Here is a 14,996-nt window from a genome sequence, read left to right on the forward strand (position 1 = left end):
CCGGATAAGACGGTTACGGCGGAGGCGTGATGATCGGGAAGACGAAGGACGCGGGCTGGGAGATCGGTGTCTCCAAGACGATGGCGTATCCGCTGGCGCGGGTTTGGGAGTATCTCTCGGGTCCGGGGCTCGTGACCTGGCTGGGCGACGTGCGGCTGGAGCCGGAGAAGGGCGCGCCGTACGAGACGGCGGAGGGCACTGTCGGTGAGGTCCGCGGCTACCGCGAGCAGGAAAAGATCCGCCTCACCTGGCGGCCGAAGGACTGGGATCACGAGAGCACGGTCCAGGTGGGGCTCCGGGCGGCGGGGCCGGACAAGACGGTCGTGGTCTTCCATCAGGAGCGGCTCGCCGGGCCGGAAGAGCGCGCGGCGCAGCGCGCGCACTGGCAGGCGGTGATGAAGCTCGTCGCCGACGGCCTCGCCGGCTGATCAGGCCAGCGCTCGCCGTGCCTGCTCTGCCAGCACGGCGGTGATCCGTTCCGCGCTCAGGCCGAGCTCGCCCGTTTGGTGGAGGAACACGTCCGCGGTCAGCGGTGCCAGCAGGATGTCGGCGAGCGCGTCCGGATCCTTCGCGTCCGCCTGCTCGGCGAGAAGGCGGACGTGGGTCCGCCACAACCGGTACGGCCCGCTGGTGAACCGCGAATGCCCGACCTCGGTGCCGAGAACGAGATGCGCGTGCCGAGTCAGCAGCTCGATCATCGCCGCGTAGAACGCGGCCAACCGCTCGGCGGGTGGCGCGCCGGGGCCCAGCGGGGGAGGGCCGGTGAGCAGTCGCTCCTGGAGTTCCCGCTCGTGTTCGTCCAACAGGGCGACGGCGATCGCCGAGCGGTCCGGATAGCGGCGGTACAGCGTCGCCCGGCCGACCCCGGCCGCCTTGGCGATGTCCTCCATGGTGACGTCCGCGGCCGGGTGAGCCGCGAAAAGCCTTTCGGCGGCCTTCAGGATTTTCGCGCGGTTTCGGGCGGCGTCCGAGCGCTCCCGTCCCGAGTTGTCCGCGAGCAGGTCTTCCGGCGGCATGTCCGCAGCCTAGGGAATATCCGGACACGGCGTCCACTTGTACCCGGCGACGCAAGTGGACGCCGTGTCCACTTCCTGGTCCGGGAGGTCCCGATGAGCCACCTTCTCCACCTCGACTCCAGTGCCCGCGCCCAGTCGTTCTCCCGCGAGCTGAGTGCTCGGTTCGCCGAGCTCTGGCGTGCCGCGCACCCCGGCGCGGGCTACACCTACCGCGACGTGGCCGCCGATCCGGTGCCGCCGATCGGTCAGGCCTGGACCGAGATCTGCGACGCCCTCCTCCGGAACGGGATCACCGATCCGCACGGCTACGCCTCCGTGGTCGAGACGCCGGAGCAGCGCGAGGCCTGGGCGGTCATCGAGCCGCTGCTGGCCGAACTGCTCGCCGCCGACGTCGTGCTGATCGGGGCCCCGATGTACAACTTCTCGATTCCCGCCACGCTCAAACTGTGGATCGACCAGGTTACGTTTCCGAAGATGTCCTTGGCGGGCAAGGCTTTCGTGGTCGCGGGAGCGCGCGGTGGCACGTACCTGCCGGGCACGCCGCGGGAGCCGGTCGACCACCACGAGCGCTACCTGCGTGACTTCTTCGCCGGTCACTACGACGTCCACGACGTCACGTTCCTGCATTCCGAACTCACGAACGCTCTCGTCGACCCGCGGCTGAGCCCGCGCGATCCCGACCGGATCGCGTCGCGGGAACAGGCGCTCCTGGCCGCCGAAAAGCGAGCCGCGGCCGGAACGGAAGCCTGATGGGCTGGGGAATCCTGCTCGTGGCGGGAGTCGTCGAGGTCGCCTGGTCGCAGAGCATCAAGCCGACGGAGAACTTCACCCGGTTCTGGCCGACCGTGCTGTGCTTCGTCCTCGGCGTGGCCGCGGTCTACCTGCTGTCGAAGGCGATGGACTCGCTCCCCGTGGGGACCGCGTACGCCGTCTTCACCGGGATCGGCGCGGTGGGCGCGATCGTGTTCGGCGTCGTGATCCACCAGGACCCGCTCAGCTTCGGGCGCTTCGCGGCGATGGCGCTGATCGTCGGCGGGGTGGTGCTGGCGAAGGTCGCGGAGTGAGCTCGGGAAGGGGGACTTTCCCGCCGGAAAGTCCCCCTTCCCGGTGACTCAGGCGAGCTTCTCCCACAGGAATTCGAGCATCAGCGCCCATTTGAACGCCAGTTGCTCGTTGTCGGCCGCCGCGCCGTGCCCGCCCTCGATGTTCTCGTGGTACCGCACGTCGTGTCCCTGCTCCCGCATCCGCGCGACCATCTTGCGCGCGTGGGCGGGATGCACCCGGTCGTCCCGGGTGGACGTGACGAACAGGACCGGCGGGTACTCGCCTTCACCGCGCACGTTCTGGTACGGCGAGTATCTCCCGATGAAGTCCCATTCCGCCGGGTCGTCGGGGTCGCCGTACTCGGCCATCCACGACGCGCCCGCGAGGAGTCTGTGGTAGCGCTTCATGTCCAGCAGCGGCACCTGGCTCACGATCGCGCCGAACAACCGCGGGTAACGCGTCAGCATGACGCCCATCAGCAGGCCGCCGTTGCTGCCGCCCTGGATGCCGAGGCGGCGGGGCTCGCTGATGCCGCGTTCGACCAGGTCGGCGGCGACGGCCGAAAAGTCCTCGTAGACCTTGTACCGCTTGGCTTTGGTCACCGAGGTGTGCCAGTCCGGCCCGTACTCGCCACCACCGCGGATGTTCGCGACGACGTAGGTGCCGCCGCGGGAGAGCCAGCCGCGACCGATGACGCCGCTGTAGCCGGGGGTCAGCGACACCTCGAAGCCGCCGTAGCCGGTCAGCAGCGTCGGGCCACCTTCGGCGCCGGAAGGACGTACGACGAAGTACGGGATCTTCGTCCCGTCTTCGGAGGTCGCGAAGTACTGCGAGACCGTCATGCCCTCGCTGTCGAAGAACGAGGGGGCGCGCTTGAGGACCTCGGCCTCGCCGCCGACGTGTCCGTAGCTCAGCGTCGACGGCTGGGTGTAGCCGCTGGAATCGAGCAGGTATTCGTCGCTGACGTCGGGGTCCGTGCCGGTGATCTGCGCGGTGCCGAGTTCCGGGGTGCCGGCGAGCGGCTGGGAGCTCCAGCCGTCCGAAGGCGTGAGCACGCGCAGTTCCGTGCGGACGTCGGACAGCGTCGAGAGCACCAGGTGGTTGTGCGTCCAGGCCCAGTACTCCAGCGACGTGTGCGCGTCCGGGGTGAAGAGGGTCGTGAGGGTGCGCTCACCCGCCATGAACGCGTCGAAATCGGAGGCGAGCAAGGCACCGGAGGGGTACGTCTTTCCTTCGACGGTCCAGTCCGAGCGAAGCCGGATCAGAAGCCACTCGCGGTGCGAGGACGTCTGCGCGTCTTCGGGGACCTCGATGCGTTCGAGTCCGCCGGAGGTCCGGAGATACCTTTCCGTGCGGTAGAAGTCGATCGAGCGGTAGACGAAGTCACGTTCCCAGCCCTCGGTCGGGTCGTGGTGGGCGGACACTGAGACGTCGTCGGGCTTGCCCTCGAAGACCACCGTCGCCTCTTCGAGCGGGGTGCCGCGCCGCCATTCCTTCGCCAGCCTCGGATAGCCCGAACTGGTCAGCGTCCCGGTCCCGAAGTCGGTGCCGACGTAGACGCGGTCGCGGTCGATCCAGCCGATCCTGGTCTTGGCCTCCGGCACGAAGAACCCGTCATCGACGAAGCGTCGCTCCTCCAGGTCGAACTCGCGGACCACGGTCGCGTCGGCGCCGCCTCGCGAGAGTTCGACCAGCGCGCGCTGGTAACCCGGCCGGAGGACGGCCGCGCCCTGCCACACCCAGTTCTCGCCGTCGGCTTCGGCCAGGGCGTCGACGTCGAGCAGGAGCTCCCACTCCGGGGTGTCGAGCCGGTACTGGTCCAGGGTGGTGCGGCGCCACAGGCCACGGGGGTTGGCGGAGTCCTGCCAGAAGTTGTACAGATATCCGCCGCGGCGCCGGATGTAGGGAATCCGGTCGTCGGCGTCGAGGACCTCGCGGACCTCGTCACGGATTTCGGCGAACCGCTCGCCGCCCGACAGTTCTTCCAGAGCTTCGGCGTTGCGGGCTCGCACCCAGTCCAGCGCTTCTTCGCCGGTCACGTCTTCCAGCCACAGGTACGGGTCCTCGTCACTCATGCCGACAGTCTCGCCGTGGCCCCGGTCCCGGCGCCACCAGGTGCGGTGTTTTCACCTGGCCTGCCGGTACTCCGTATGCTGTGGACTCGCACGTTTGGGGGACACCATGACCGGCACCGACGAGGTACCCGGACCGTTCACGCCCTCGCCAGGTCGTCCCGAAAGCTCCCGCAACACGGGGGCCGCCGTGGTCGGTCTGCTCATCGTCGCCGCCTTGACCACCACCGGGATGGCGATGGCGGGCGGGCCGAGGAAGATCGACGGCCAGGCCCTCCCGGTGTCCGGCCAGTACACCTCGGAAGGTGCCAAGGCTCCGGCAGGGAACGCGAAACCCGCGCCCGCGGAGGTGCGGGAACTGGACACGAACCCGCTGCTGGCCGACGGGGTCGCGCTCGGCGCGGTGACCTGCCGTCTGCCCGCGATCAGCCGTGAGCCCGCGAAGCTGGAGACCTACTACAAGACGTTCGTGACGTGCTTGGCCGAAGCGTGGAAACCCGCCCTGGACCGGGCGAACGAGCCCGCGCTGACGGTGACCGTGCAGGTGACGCTGCCCGAGACCAGCGCCTGCGGGAAGGCGCCGGGGGAGAACGAGGCCGTCGCCTACTACTGCGGCGGTGACACCACGATCTACGCGCCGACCGAGTGGATGCTGGGCGACGCGGGCCTGGAACGGTCCCGTCATCTCGCGACGATGGCCCACGAGTACGGGCACCACGTCCAGCGGTCCAGCGGGATCCTGTCGGCCGCCGCGGAGAAGATGTCGTCGCCGGAGGAGAACTCGCCCGCCGACCAGGAGCTGGTCCGCCGCATCGAACTCCAGGCCAACTGCTTCGGCGCGCTCGCCCTCACGGCCGCCGCCGGGCGCGGTTCGATCAGCAGGTCGCTGGCCAACGCGGCCCTCGACGACTACGGCCGCACCGACGACAGCGACACGCACGGCAGCCGTCGTAACCAGCTGAAATGGGCGAAGGCCGGGTTCACCGGGAAGACGACGTCGGCGTGCAACACCTGGGCGGCTTCGGCTTCGGACGTCGAATGACCGACGACGTGATGGCCGAGATCAACACCGGTCTCCAGCTGCACATCTCCGGCGATCGCCACGGCGCGCGCGAGAGGTTCGCGGCGCTGTGGGAGCGGATCGGCGAGGAAGGCGACCCGCTGCACCGGTGCGCGCTCGCGCACTACATGGCCGACGTCTGCGACGACCCGGCCGACGAACTCGCGTGGGATCTCCACGCGCTCGCCGCGGCCGATTCGCTCACCGACGAACGTGCCAAGGAGTACCACGCGACGCTGGCCGTGCGCGGTTTCTACCCGTCACTGCATTTGAACCTCGCCGAGGACTATCGCAAACTCGGTGATCACGAGTCCGCGAACGCCCAGTGGGAGCTCGGGCGGGACACCCTCGGCGCGCTCGGCGACGACCCGTACGGCGCCGGGATCGTCCAGGCGTACGACGCGCTCGCCACCAGGCTCGGGAGGAAACCGGACTCTCCGGACTTTCGCGCAGGGCGGTGAAGCCATAACCTGGAGTGACCCAGGTCACCCATGCGGGAGGAGCGCGTATGCGGATTTCCGATCTGTTGCGGACCAAGGGGGCGGCCGTCGCGACCGTCTCGCCGGAGACGAACGTCACCGAACTGCTCGAGAGACTCGCGAAGCACAACGTCGGCGCCCTGGTGGTCGTCGATGACGAGGGCGGGATCGTCGGCATCGTCTCCGAACGGGACGTGGTGCGGCGGCTCAACGAGCGCGGACCCCAGCTGCTCGACGGATCGGTGGCCGCGATCATGACGAAGATGGTCGCCAGCTGCACTCCCGAGGACTCGGTCGACCAGCTGTCGATCCTGATGACCGAACACCGCATCCGGCACGTCCCGGTCGTGGTGGACGGCAGGCTGGCGGGGATCGTCAGCATCGGCGATGTCGTGAAGACCCGGATGGAACAGCTGGAGAAGAGCCAGGAACAGCTGGAGGCGTACATCTCGCAGGGCTGACCCGCCTCCGCACGTGCAATGAAGGGGCCTTTCCTCGCAAAATTTGCGAGGAAAGGCCCCTTCATTGCGGCCGGGACGGCTACTCGCGCCACCCCGCCAGCTCGACCCCCTTCGCGACGTCCACCCGGTACCCGAGCGTCACGACGCCCTTCGCTGCCGGAGCGAGCGTCAGCCGCCAGATGAACTCACCCAGCTCGGTCCGCTCCACCGGCTCCGGCACGGTGCGCACGTCGCGGACGGTGATCGCGTCGTCCCGGGAGACCGGTGCCTGGTCCAGCACGGTCACCACGGCTTCGCGCGGGCTGTGGTTGGCGATCGTCGTGGTGTAGGCGGCCTCCCGTTTCCGGACGCCGGACAGCGTCGCCTTGCTCGCCGAACGGTGCGAAAGTTCTCGCTCGACCCGGATCCGGTCGTCCACGCCGAGGGCGAGTTCGAGTTCCTCGCCCGGCGCCCAGACCTCCAGCCGGGTGGTGCCGACGAACTCCGTCTCGTGGAACACCGACGCCTTCCCCGGTCGCAACGTGTGCTCCGAGGTGTTGACCACGGTCGCCCGCAGGTACGCCTCCGGTGACACGGCCGGAGCGGTGACATAGCCCAGTTTCGCCGTCAGCTCCAGCTGCGCGAGCGTGGTGCGGTGGCCCTGCGCTCCCGACGGCACCGCCACCGGACGGCCCGGCCGGTAGGTGACCGCGGTGGTGCCCTGTTCGGCGGACGCGGTCCGCATCGCCATCGGGGGCGCGGCGGCGGCGGGCATGCCCGCCGACTCGGGGATCCCCCCACCCGCGGGCGAGGCGCTGCCGTACGCGGCGCGCGCCATCAACGGCTGGACCGGCCGGACACGGTCGAGGAACCACGGTTCGAGCTCCGGTACCTCGACCGTGTTCGCCGGCCGCGCGGTGGACAGGGCCAGCTCGCATTCCGGCCAGTCCTCACCGGTGTGCTGGGTGATGCGCCCATACCAGGTCACCGCGACGTCCTCACCGCGCACGCGGACGTCGTAACCGGGTTCCCAGCTCGCGTTCGCGACCACATAGGACAGTTCGAGACCGATCTCGGCGCCGTTCTCCCGGCTCTCCACCTCGACCGTGACCGTCGCGCTGTCCACTTCGGACATGCCTTGTTTCGCTTCGATCTCCCGGTCCAGCGCCTTGAGGTCGTCACGCAACCGGGCGAGACGGATGCCGAGTTCGCGGCGTCTCCCCAGCGCCTCGGCCAGTTGCCCGCCGAGTGCCTCGGTGACTTCGGCGACCCGGGGCGGCTCCGCCGTACCCGCCGCCAGTGCCTTCGCGAAACTGCCACCACTCCGCTTCGCCACCCCGGTCAGCAGGTCGACCTTGGTGGTCTCCGCGGCGACAGCGTCCGCGACCTCGTCGACGGCCGCCTGCTCGGCCCGCCGCCGCTCGGTCAGCGCGCGCAGGGAAACGTCCGCGGGGGCGGGATGACGCTCGACGGTGACGTCGACCCCGGCGATGACCGCCGGGCCGGTCCCGGTGACCCGGACCGAATCGGTGTCCAGGTTCCACGGCAGGCCTGCGAAGGCGAAGCGCGTTTCCCCGTCCAGGCCCGCCGAGGCCCGCCTCGTGATCCGGGCATGGTGCGGGTAGACGGTGACGGCGACGATCGGTGCTTCCAGGGTGCTCGGCATGCCCCCGACGTTAGTCTCTTGACACTCGTTCGGGTGGCCGGAAACCTCAGCTGCGTCTTGCCCTTCCGCCCTTTGGGGGTCACGTGAGAGTCGCCAGGCTCGCCGCCTTGTTCACCGCCGTCCTGGTTCTTCCAGCGACCGCCCTGCCCGCCCAAGCCGACGCGCCACCGGCGCCGGTCTTCGAAAACGGCCAGGCGCAACCGGTGTTCGACCCGGCCGACGTCATCCGGGAGAACGTCTGGGTCACCGCGCCGGTCGACAGCGACCGCGACGGCAAGCACGACCTCGTGCACGCCGAGGTCGTGCGGCCCCGCGCGACACAGCAGGGCATGAAGGTCCCGGTCGTCTACCAGGCCAGCCCGTATTACGCGGGCGGCAACGACGTCGCGAACCACAACGTCGACGTCGAGCTGTACGTACCCGGTGCGAAGCGGCCCGCAGCGGGCCCGCGGATCGCGACCAAGACCGTCGGCCCGAACCCGGCGCCGATCGGCTGGCGGTACCAGGACTACTTCACCGCCCGTGGTTTCGCCGTGGTGTACGGGGAATCGCTCGGCAGCGGTCAGTCCACCGGCTGCCCGAGCACCGGCGACGTCAACGAGACCATCGGTGCCAAGTCCATTGTGGACTGGCTGAACGGCCGCGCGACGGCCCGTGACGCGGCGGGCAAGGCCGCCGTCGCGGACTGGAGCACCGGCAAGACCGGCATGATGGGCGTCTCCTACAACGGGACGCTGCCCAACGCCGTGGCCAGCACGGGCGTCGAGGGGCTGGAGACGATCGTCCCGATCGCGGCGATCTCCAGCTGGTACGACTACTACCGCAACGACGGCGCCGTCGTCGCCGCCGGCGGTTTCCAGGGCGAAGACGCGGACGTGCTCGCGGATTACGTCTACACGCGCCAGGATCGCGCCGTCTGCCGCCCGTCGATCGACGGCATCGCGGTCGACCAGGACCGGGTGACCGGTGACTACAGCCGCTTCTGGGACGTGCGGAACTATCGCAACGACGTGCACAAGGTGCGCGCTTCGGTGCTCGTGGTGCACGGCCTCGGCGACTGGAACGTCAAGACCGACCAGGGCACGCGGTGGTACGAGATGCTCAAGCGGCACGGTGTCGAGCACAAGATCTGGCTGCACCAGGCCGGGCACGCCGATCCGTACAGCCTTCGCCGCGACGTCTGGCTCGCCACCCTGAACAAGTGGATGTCGCACTACCTCTACGACCTGGACAACGGCATCGAGCGCGAGCCGAAGGCCACCATCCAGCGTGAGGACAAGTCGTGGGTGGACGAGCCGGAGTGGCCGTTGCCCGGCACCCAGGACGTGAAGCTCTACCCGTGGCCCGGTGGTTCCTCGAAGGGCAAGCTCGACACCCGCAACCCCGTTCCGGGCAAGGCCGCCGTCGAGAGGCTGGCGGACGACGCGAGCAAGACGATCGAGCAGCTCGCCGCCGCGACGTCGTCGGGCAACCGGCTGTTGTACGCGACCACCGCGGCGAAGCAGCCCGTGCGTCTCTCCGGAACGGTGAAGACGGACCTGTCGCTGTCCTTCGACAAGCCGGCCGCGAACGTGACCGCGGTGCTCCTCGACCGCGCTCCGGACGGGACGGCGAAGGTGATCACCCGCGGCTGGACCGACCCGCAGAACCGGCGCGACCCCGCCCGCACCGAGCCGATCACCCCTGGTGAGAACTTCAAGGTCGAGGTCGAGCTGGTTGCGAAGGACTACCTGCTCGCGGCCGGGCACAAGATCGAGTTCCTGGTGGCCTCCAGCGACCACGACTACACGCTCCGGCCGAAGCCCGGTGCCGGTGTCTCGGTCGAGCTGAACCGGAGCTCGCTGGTACTGCCGGTGGCGGGCGGCAAGCCCGCGCTGCGTGCCGCTTTCGGCTGAGCGAACCCGCTCCGGATGCCACGTCCCCGCGTGCAGGACGTGGCATCCGGCGTTCCGGATGGAAAACACCTACCCGACCTCGGGCTTGTACGGAAAATGTATTTCTTGCGGCTTTGCTTCGGCCTGTCCGGCTTCCCCACCTGATGGAGGTCTCCATGTCCAGGTTGCGCCGTTTCGCCGTACTCGCCGCGGCCGCCGTCCTGCCCGCGCTCGGCCTGACCCTCGCCGGTACGACGCAGGCGTCGGCCGCCCCGAACTTCCAGGTCCCCTTCAAATGCGGCGTCACGGTCACGGCGGCGACGTTCAGCGGGCACAGCCCGGCGAACTCGGTCGACTTCCAGAAGTCGGGGATCACCGGGATGCCGGTGCTGGCGTCGGCGGGCGGCACCGTCACCCGGGTCGCCAACGAAGGCAGCACGAGCTACGGACGCTGGGTCGAGATCGACCACGGCGGCGGCTGGCGCACCCGCTACGCCCACCTGTCGACCCAATCCGTCTCGGTCGGCCAGGCCGTCGGCCTCGGCAAGCAGATCGGCACGGCGGGAGCGACCGGCGGGGTGACCGGCCCGCACCTGCACTTCGAACAGCGGCTGAACGGGGTGGCGCAGAAGGCGGTGCTGCACGGGGTCGCGGTGCCGTACTACGGCCACACCAACTTCACCAGCAAGAACGCGTGCGGCGGCAACCCGCACGAAGCCACCGAGGTATGCGGCAGCGGCTTCTCGGTCGTCGATTCGCAGGGGCTCGCGAACGGTGCCGGAACGGCGTACCTGCTTTACAACGCCTCGACCAAGGCCAACTGCGCCACCACGCTGAAGGCGGTTTCGCTCGGCACCGCGTCGCCGGTGTCGGCGTTCCTCGAAGTCCAGGGTTCCGCTCGCGTGACCGACTCCGGCAGTTTCACCTACTACGCCGGACCGGTAAAGAAGACGGCCGCCTCGACCTGCGTCAAGTGGGGTGGCTCGGTCGGGACGAACGCCTACGAGAGCCCGTTCGAACACTGCGGCTGACCCCGCGGGGCCGGGCACTGTAGACCACCTCACCGACAAGGACGGCGTCCCCGCGACCCCGTCCCGCGGCGGTTGTCCACAACGGTCCCGGCTGTCCACAGATGTGTCCCGCCCCCACCCAGCGGCCCACTTCCGCCGCAGGGTGGGGGCATGACCACTTCCACCCCGACCGGCAGGACCACGGTCGATCTGACGGATCCGGCGGATCTGCTCGCCGCGATCCCGTACCTCCTCGGCTTCCACCCCGAGGACTCCGTCGTCGTCTTCGGCCTCCGCGGCCCGGGACGCAAGCAACAGGGCCTCGTCATGCGCGTGGACCTGCCACCGCCGGGCCTGGAACTCGACCAGGCGCGTGATCTGGCGATCCGGCTCGCCGTGACCGGGCACACCGGTGCCACCGTGGCGGTGATCGGCGGTGGCACCACGAACAAGGCGGGACGGCCACCGCGACGCCGGTTCATCCGGCGCCTGGAAGCTTCGCTGACCGAGCACGAGATTTCGCTGAAGCATTCGGTGTGGGCGCCGAGTATCGCCGCCGACGTGCGCTGGGGCTGTTACCGGGAAAGGACCTGTGGCGGTCTCCTGCCGGATCCGCGAGACTCGGTGGCCGCCGCCGTCGTCACCGGTGCCGGGCAGATCACCCGCGCGAGCCGGGAAGAGGTCGAGCGTCTCTTCGACCCCGTCGCCCCGGAAACGCTCGCCCGACGTGCCGATCTTCTGACCAGGATGGGCGAACCGCCCTGGCGAGGGGAAGATCTCGTCGTGGCGGGAGTCGACGAGGTGAACGCCGCGCTCGCCCGCACCGACGCCGGCGACCGGACGATCACCGACGAGCAGGCCGTGCGGCTGGCCTGGGCCCTTTCCCTGGTCGAGGTCCGAGGTGCCTGCCTGCTCACCGCGGCCCCCGCGGATTCACCCCTCGCCCGCACGGCGGAGGAACTCTGGCTCACGCTGGCCCGGGAGCTCCCGGCACCGGAAGCCGCCGAGGCACTGGCGCTGAAGGCACACGCCGCCTACGTCCGCGGCGACCTGGCGACAGCCGGGATCGCCCTGGTCCGGGCCGGTGAAGCCGATCCCGAACACGGGCTGACGAAGTTGCTGACCAGCGCGCTGGACGCGATGGTGGAGCCGTCCGAAGTGGCCAGGGTGGTCCTGCGGCAGCGGGACGAAGGAACCCCCGAGATCCGCCTCAGGCGGTCTGGCGGGACCGGGTGAACGTCCAGGCGTCGGCCACGATGCCGTCGAGGTCGGTGCGCTCGGGTTTCCAGCCGAGTTCGTCGTTCGCCCGTTCGCTGGAGGCCACCAGCACCGACGGGTCGCCCGCCCGGCGCGGCGCGACCGCGGCGGGGATCTCGTGACCGGTGGTGCGGCGGCACGCCTCGATCACCTCGAGCACGGAGAAACCGGTGCCGCTGCCGAGGTTGTAGACGCGGTGCTCGCCGTCGGCCGCGTGGCGCAGGGCCAGCAGGTGCGCGTCGGCGAGGTCGACCACGTGGATGTAGTCGCGGATGGCGGTGCCGTCGGCGGTCGGGTAGTCGTCACCGAAGATCTGGATCCGCTCGCGGTCCCCGGTGACGACCTGGAGCACGAGGGGGATCAGATGGGTTTCGGTGGCGTGCCGTTCGCCGAAGGAGCCGTAGGCGCCGGCGACGTTGAAGTAGCGCAGGCTGACGGCGGCGATGCCATGGGCGCGCGAGAACGAGGTGATCGCGTGGTCGATGGCCAGCTTCGTCGCGCCGTAGGTGTTGGTCGGCCGCGTCGGTGCCGTCTCCGGGATGGGGGAGGACTCCGGTTCGCCGTAGGTGGCCGCGGTGGAGGAGAACACCAGCCGCTTCGTGCCGTGATCGCGCATTGCTTCCAGCAGGCGAAGCGAGGTCAGGACATTGCCTTCCCAGTACTTCGCCGGATCCGTCATCGATTCGCCGACCAGCGACTTCGCGGCGAAGTGGAGGACACCGTCGAATCCGTCGCCGAGAAGGCGCTGAGCGACCTCGGCGGCGTCACCCTCGACGAAGGTGGCGTCGGGGTGCACCGCGTCGGCGTGCCCGGTGGAGAGGTCGTCGACCACGGTGACGTCGTGCCCGGCCTCGATGAGGCGGGCCGCGCAGACACTGCCCACATAACCGGCGCCGCCCGTCACCATCAGCTTCAGGGTCTTGGTCGGTTCGTCGGTCACGTTCACGCCTTTCTGCTGCGGATGCGGTCGCGGCCCAGTGTCCTCGCCCGCGGGCACAGGGCGCGGCCGGGGGTGCGGGTGCGGGCCACGGGATCCGGCTTCGGCGTGTTCGCCCTGGAAACACGCGAGTTCCGTCTCCCCGCACGCGTGTCCCGTGCCTGGACACGCGAATCACGCCGAAGCGGCTTTCGCGGCACGCCCCGGTATCGCGGGGCCGCCGCTGGGCTAAAGCTCGTCGCGGCCGGCGCCGCGCGAAGGCACCGCGGTGAACAGCCTGGGGTGACGCAGATCCGCCGCTTCGTACGCGGCTTTCACCGCCCGTCCCACTGTGTCCACATCGGACTCGCGGACCAACGCGATCGCCGAGCCGCCGAAGCCGCCGCCGGTCATCCTCGCCCCCAGCGCCCCGGCTTCGCGCGCCGAAGCGACGGCGAGGTCGAGTTCACGGGTGGAGATCCGGTAGTCGTCGCGCATGCTGACGTGCGAGGCGTCCAGCTGGGGGCCGATCTCGGTGAGCCGGCCCGCCCGCAGGAGCTCCACCGTGTCGAGGACGCGCTGGTTCTCCGTCACCACGTGGCGCACCAGCGGCACGAGTTCGGACGGCACCCTGTCGAGGACGGCGTCCAGCCCGTCGGCGTCGATGTCCCGCAGCGCCTTCACTTCGAGCAGTTCCGCGGCGCGCTCACAGCCCTTCCGGCGTTCGCCGTAGCCGCCCTCGACGTGCGAATGCTTCGTCCGGGTGTCCATGATCAGGATCCGGACGCCGGATTCCTCCAACCGGAACGGCACCTGCTCCATTTCACCGGAGCGGACGTCGAGGAACAGCACGTTCGATTCCGTGCAGCACAAGGAAGCGGTCTGATCGAGCAGGCCGGTCGGCGCACCGACGAAGTCGTTCTCCGCACGCTGCACCCAGCGGGCGACTTCGTGCAGGCTCGGCGAATCGGCGCCCGCCCCGGGAGTGATGTCCGCCAGCCCCAGGAGGGCGAGCGCGACCGCGCATTCGAGCGCGTGAGAGGAGGACAGGCCCGCCCCCGAGGGCACGTCCCCCGCGATCGCCACGTCCGCGCCGCCGCCGAAGCCCTGGTCCCGCAGCACCCACGCGACCCCCGCCGGGTACGCGGCCCACCCTTCGACCGAACCGGGCCGCAGATCGGCGATGGTGAGCGAGCCGGATTCCTGGACCTTGCCGTCCGAGCCGAGCGTGGCCACGGTCAGCACGCCGTCCTTGCGCGGGCTCACCGCGGCGGCGAGCCGGTGCGGGAGGGCGAAGGGCAGCACGAAACCGTCGTTGTAGTCGGTGTGCTCACCGATCAGGTTCACCCGGCCGGGTGCGGACCAGACTCCCGCCGGAGACCGGCCGTGGAGGGTCCGGAAGGTCTCCGCGGCGTCGGACGCGGCGCTCACCTGGCCTGCGCCAGCACGGCGTGCAACGCCGACACGGGAACCTGTGCGGTGGTGCTCCCGCCGGTGACCTCTATGGTCCCGCCGGGTGCCGCCTTGCCGACCTTGACCCGGCTGCCGGGCACGATGCCGACGAATTTGAGCTCCGTCATCAGCCTCTCGTCCAGCTGCACGTGCTCGGCGATCCGGCGGATCTCGACCTCGCCGCCACCCATCCGGGCGAACTCGTCGAGCCGCACGAGGTCGGCCTCGGCGGGCGGGGCGGGATCACCGTCGCCGAGCTTGTCCAGCCCGGGGATCGGGTTGCCGTAGGGCGAGGTGGTGGGGTGGTCGAGCAGCTTGACCAGCTTGCGCTCGACGGCCTCGCTCATCACGTGTTCCCAGCGGCAGGCCTCGTTGTGAACGTGCTCCCACTCCAGGCCGATGACATCGACCAGGAGGCGCTCGGCCAGGCGATGCTTGCGCATGACCGCGATGGCGAGCTCGCGACCGTGGTCGGTCAGCTGCAGGTGCCTGTCGTCCGCGACCACGACCAGTCCGTCGCGTTCCATCCTGGCGACGGTCTGGCTCACGGTCGGGCCGCTCTGCTGCAGCCGCTCCGCGATCCGGGCCCGCAGCGGGACGACACCTTCTTCTTCGAGCTCGTAGATCGTACGCAAGTACATCTCTGTGGTGTCGATGAGATCGTTCACGCTGTCCCCTTCGTCCGCGTTGCTCATCGTAGTCGCTGGCAC

General features: G+C 69.8%; 15 protein-coding genes. 9 read left to right on the plus strand and 6 right to left on the minus strand.

Going from position 1 to position 14,996, the window contains the following annotated elements; translation table 11 throughout:
* Nucleotides 1-29 precede the first annotated feature (29 nt).
* Nucleotides 30-428 (plus strand): SRPBCC domain-containing protein, encoded by a 399-nt coding sequence (locus P3102_RS11995; RefSeq protein ID WP_276368997.1) that lies wholly within the window; start codon nt 30-32, stop codon nt 426-428.
* Here P3102_RS11995 and P3102_RS12000 read toward each other — a convergent pair whose 3' ends face one another.
* Entirely contained in the window at nt 429-1,016 is a 588-nt protein-coding gene (locus P3102_RS12000; protein ID WP_276368998.1) for a TetR/AcrR family transcriptional regulator, read from the minus strand. It lies immediately after the preceding gene.
* Between the two features lie 93 nt (nt 1,017-1,109).
* Here P3102_RS12000 and P3102_RS12005 point away from each other — a divergent pair, with 93 nt between their 5' ends.
* Both P3102_RS12005 and P3102_RS12010 read left to right on the plus strand, forming a co-directional pair.
* A complete protein-coding gene (locus tag P3102_RS12005; protein WP_276368999.1) occupies nt 1,110-1,766 on the plus strand; it encodes an NAD(P)H-dependent oxidoreductase in 657 nt (218 codons plus the stop codon).
* Nucleotides 1,766-2,080: a multidrug efflux SMR transporter gene (locus P3102_RS12010; RefSeq protein WP_276369000.1), complete on the plus strand. Its 315-nt coding sequence runs from the start codon at nt 1,766-1,768 to the stop codon at nt 2,078-2,080. The genes P3102_RS12005 and P3102_RS12010 overlap by 1 nt, the downstream gene beginning before the upstream one ends.
* Nucleotides 2,081-2,128: 48 nt before the next feature.
* On the opposite strand, the gene P3102_RS12015 is transcribed toward P3102_RS12010, so the two are convergent.
* Nucleotides 2,129-4,135: a prolyl oligopeptidase family serine peptidase gene (locus P3102_RS12015; RefSeq protein ID WP_276369001.1), complete on the minus strand. Its 2,007-nt coding sequence runs from the start codon at nt 4,133-4,135 to the stop codon at nt 2,129-2,131.
* 106 nt (nt 4,136-4,241) lie between these two features.
* On the opposite strand from P3102_RS12015, the gene P3102_RS12020 reads away from it, so the two are divergent.
* Genes P3102_RS12020 through P3102_RS12030 form a run of 3 tightly spaced genes read left to right on the plus strand, consistent with a single transcriptional unit; the run spans nt 4,242 to nt 6,132 of the window.
* The gene (locus P3102_RS12020) at nt 4,242-5,174 is read left to right on the plus strand and encodes a neutral zinc metallopeptidase (protein ID WP_276369002.1); all 933 of its coding nucleotides are present in this window, start codon (nt 4,242-4,244) and stop codon (nt 5,172-5,174) included.
* The gene (locus tag P3102_RS12025) at nt 5,171-5,653 is read left to right on the plus strand and encodes a hypothetical protein (RefSeq protein ID WP_276369004.1); all 483 of its coding nucleotides are present in this window, start codon (nt 5,171-5,173) and stop codon (nt 5,651-5,653) included. Before P3102_RS12020 ends, P3102_RS12025 begins: the two co-directional genes overlap by 4 nt.
* A 47-nt stretch (nt 5,654-5,700) precedes the next feature.
* Entirely contained in the window at nt 5,701-6,132 is a 432-nt protein-coding gene (locus P3102_RS12030; RefSeq protein ID WP_276369005.1) for a CBS domain-containing protein, read from the plus strand.
* Nucleotides 6,133-6,211: 79 nt separating this feature from the next.
* On the opposite strand, the gene P3102_RS12035 is transcribed toward P3102_RS12030, so the two are convergent.
* Nucleotides 6,212-7,777 (minus strand): DUF4139 domain-containing protein, encoded by a 1,566-nt coding sequence (locus P3102_RS12035; RefSeq protein WP_276369007.1) that lies wholly within the window; start codon nt 7,775-7,777, stop codon nt 6,212-6,214.
* A gap of 83 nt (nt 7,778-7,860) precedes the next feature.
* Between P3102_RS12035 and P3102_RS12040 the strand changes: the two genes are divergently transcribed.
* The 3 genes from P3102_RS12040 to P3102_RS12050 all read left to right on the plus strand — a co-directional run bounded on the left by P3102_RS12040 (nt 7,861) and on the right by P3102_RS12050 (nt 11,897).
* A complete protein-coding gene (locus P3102_RS12040; protein WP_276369009.1) occupies nt 7,861-9,672 on the plus strand; it encodes a Xaa-Pro dipeptidyl-peptidase in 1,812 nt (603 codons plus the stop codon).
* 155 nt (nt 9,673-9,827) lie between these two features.
* The gene (locus P3102_RS12045; protein WP_276369010.1) at nt 9,828-10,682 is read left to right on the plus strand and encodes a M23 family metallopeptidase; all 855 of its coding nucleotides are present in this window, start codon (nt 9,828-9,830) and stop codon (nt 10,680-10,682) included.
* A 150-nt stretch (nt 10,683-10,832) separates the two neighbouring features.
* A complete protein-coding gene (locus tag P3102_RS12050; RefSeq protein ID WP_276369012.1) occupies nt 10,833-11,897 on the plus strand; it encodes a DUF4192 domain-containing protein in 1,065 nt (354 codons plus the stop codon).
* On the opposite strand, the gene galE is transcribed toward P3102_RS12050, so the two are convergent.
* From galE to P3102_RS12065, 3 genes are all read right to left on the minus strand, one after another.
* Nucleotides 11,872-12,858, minus strand: a complete 987-nt coding sequence (galE, locus tag P3102_RS12055) for a UDP-glucose 4-epimerase GalE (protein ID WP_276369013.1) — start codon at nt 12,856-12,858, stop codon at nt 11,872-11,874. The genes P3102_RS12050 and galE overlap by 26 nt on opposite strands.
* A gap of 225 nt (nt 12,859-13,083) precedes the next feature.
* The gene (gene galK / locus P3102_RS12060) at nt 13,084-14,265 is read right to left on the minus strand and encodes a galactokinase (RefSeq protein ID WP_276369015.1); all 1,182 of its coding nucleotides are present in this window, start codon (nt 14,263-14,265) and stop codon (nt 13,084-13,086) included.
* Nucleotides 14,262-14,981, minus strand: a complete 720-nt coding sequence (locus tag P3102_RS12065; RefSeq protein ID WP_276369016.1) for a metal-dependent transcriptional regulator — start codon at nt 14,979-14,981, stop codon at nt 14,262-14,264. Before P3102_RS12065 ends, galK begins: the two co-directional genes overlap by 4 nt.
* Between the last annotated feature and the right edge of the window lie 15 nt (nt 14,982-14,996).

Origin of the sequence: Amycolatopsis sp. QT-25, from assembly GCF_029369745.1 — a bacterium.
GTDB lineage: Bacteria > Actinomycetota > Actinomycetes > Mycobacteriales > Pseudonocardiaceae > Amycolatopsis.

Coding starts and splice junctions, on each gene's coding strand:
- P3102_RS12020 (WP_276369002.1), top strand. CDS start 4,242: ATGACCGGCACCGACGAGGTACCCGGACCGTTCACGCCCTCGCCAGGT.
- P3102_RS12015 (WP_276369001.1), bottom strand. CDS start 4,135: ATGAGTGACGAGGACCCGTACCTGTGGCTGGAAGACGTGACCGGCGAA.
- P3102_RS12025 (WP_276369004.1), top strand. CDS start 5,171: ATGACCGACGACGTGATGGCCGAGATCAACACCGGTCTCCAGCTGCAC.
- P3102_RS12010 (WP_276369000.1), top strand. CDS start 1,766: ATGGGCTGGGGAATCCTGCTCGTGGCGGGAGTCGTCGAGGTCGCCTGG.
- P3102_RS12050 (WP_276369012.1), top strand. CDS start 10,833: ATGACCACTTCCACCCCGACCGGCAGGACCACGGTCGATCTGACGGAT.
- P3102_RS12045 (WP_276369010.1), top strand. CDS start 9,828: ATGTCCAGGTTGCGCCGTTTCGCCGTACTCGCCGCGGCCGCCGTCCTG.
- P3102_RS12035 (WP_276369007.1), bottom strand. CDS start 7,777: ATGCCGAGCACCCTGGAAGCACCGATCGTCGCCGTCACCGTCTACCCG.
- P3102_RS11995 (WP_276368997.1), top strand. CDS start 30: ATGATCGGGAAGACGAAGGACGCGGGCTGGGAGATCGGTGTCTCCAAG.
- P3102_RS12030 (WP_276369005.1), top strand. CDS start 5,701: ATGCGGATTTCCGATCTGTTGCGGACCAAGGGGGCGGCCGTCGCGACC.
- P3102_RS12065 (WP_276369016.1), bottom strand. CDS start 14,981: ATGAGCAACGCGGACGAAGGGGACAGCGTGAACGATCTCATCGACACC.
- P3102_RS12000 (WP_276368998.1), bottom strand. CDS start 1,016: ATGCCGCCGGAAGACCTGCTCGCGGACAACTCGGGACGGGAGCGCTCG.
- P3102_RS12005 (WP_276368999.1), top strand. CDS start 1,110: ATGAGCCACCTTCTCCACCTCGACTCCAGTGCCCGCGCCCAGTCGTTC.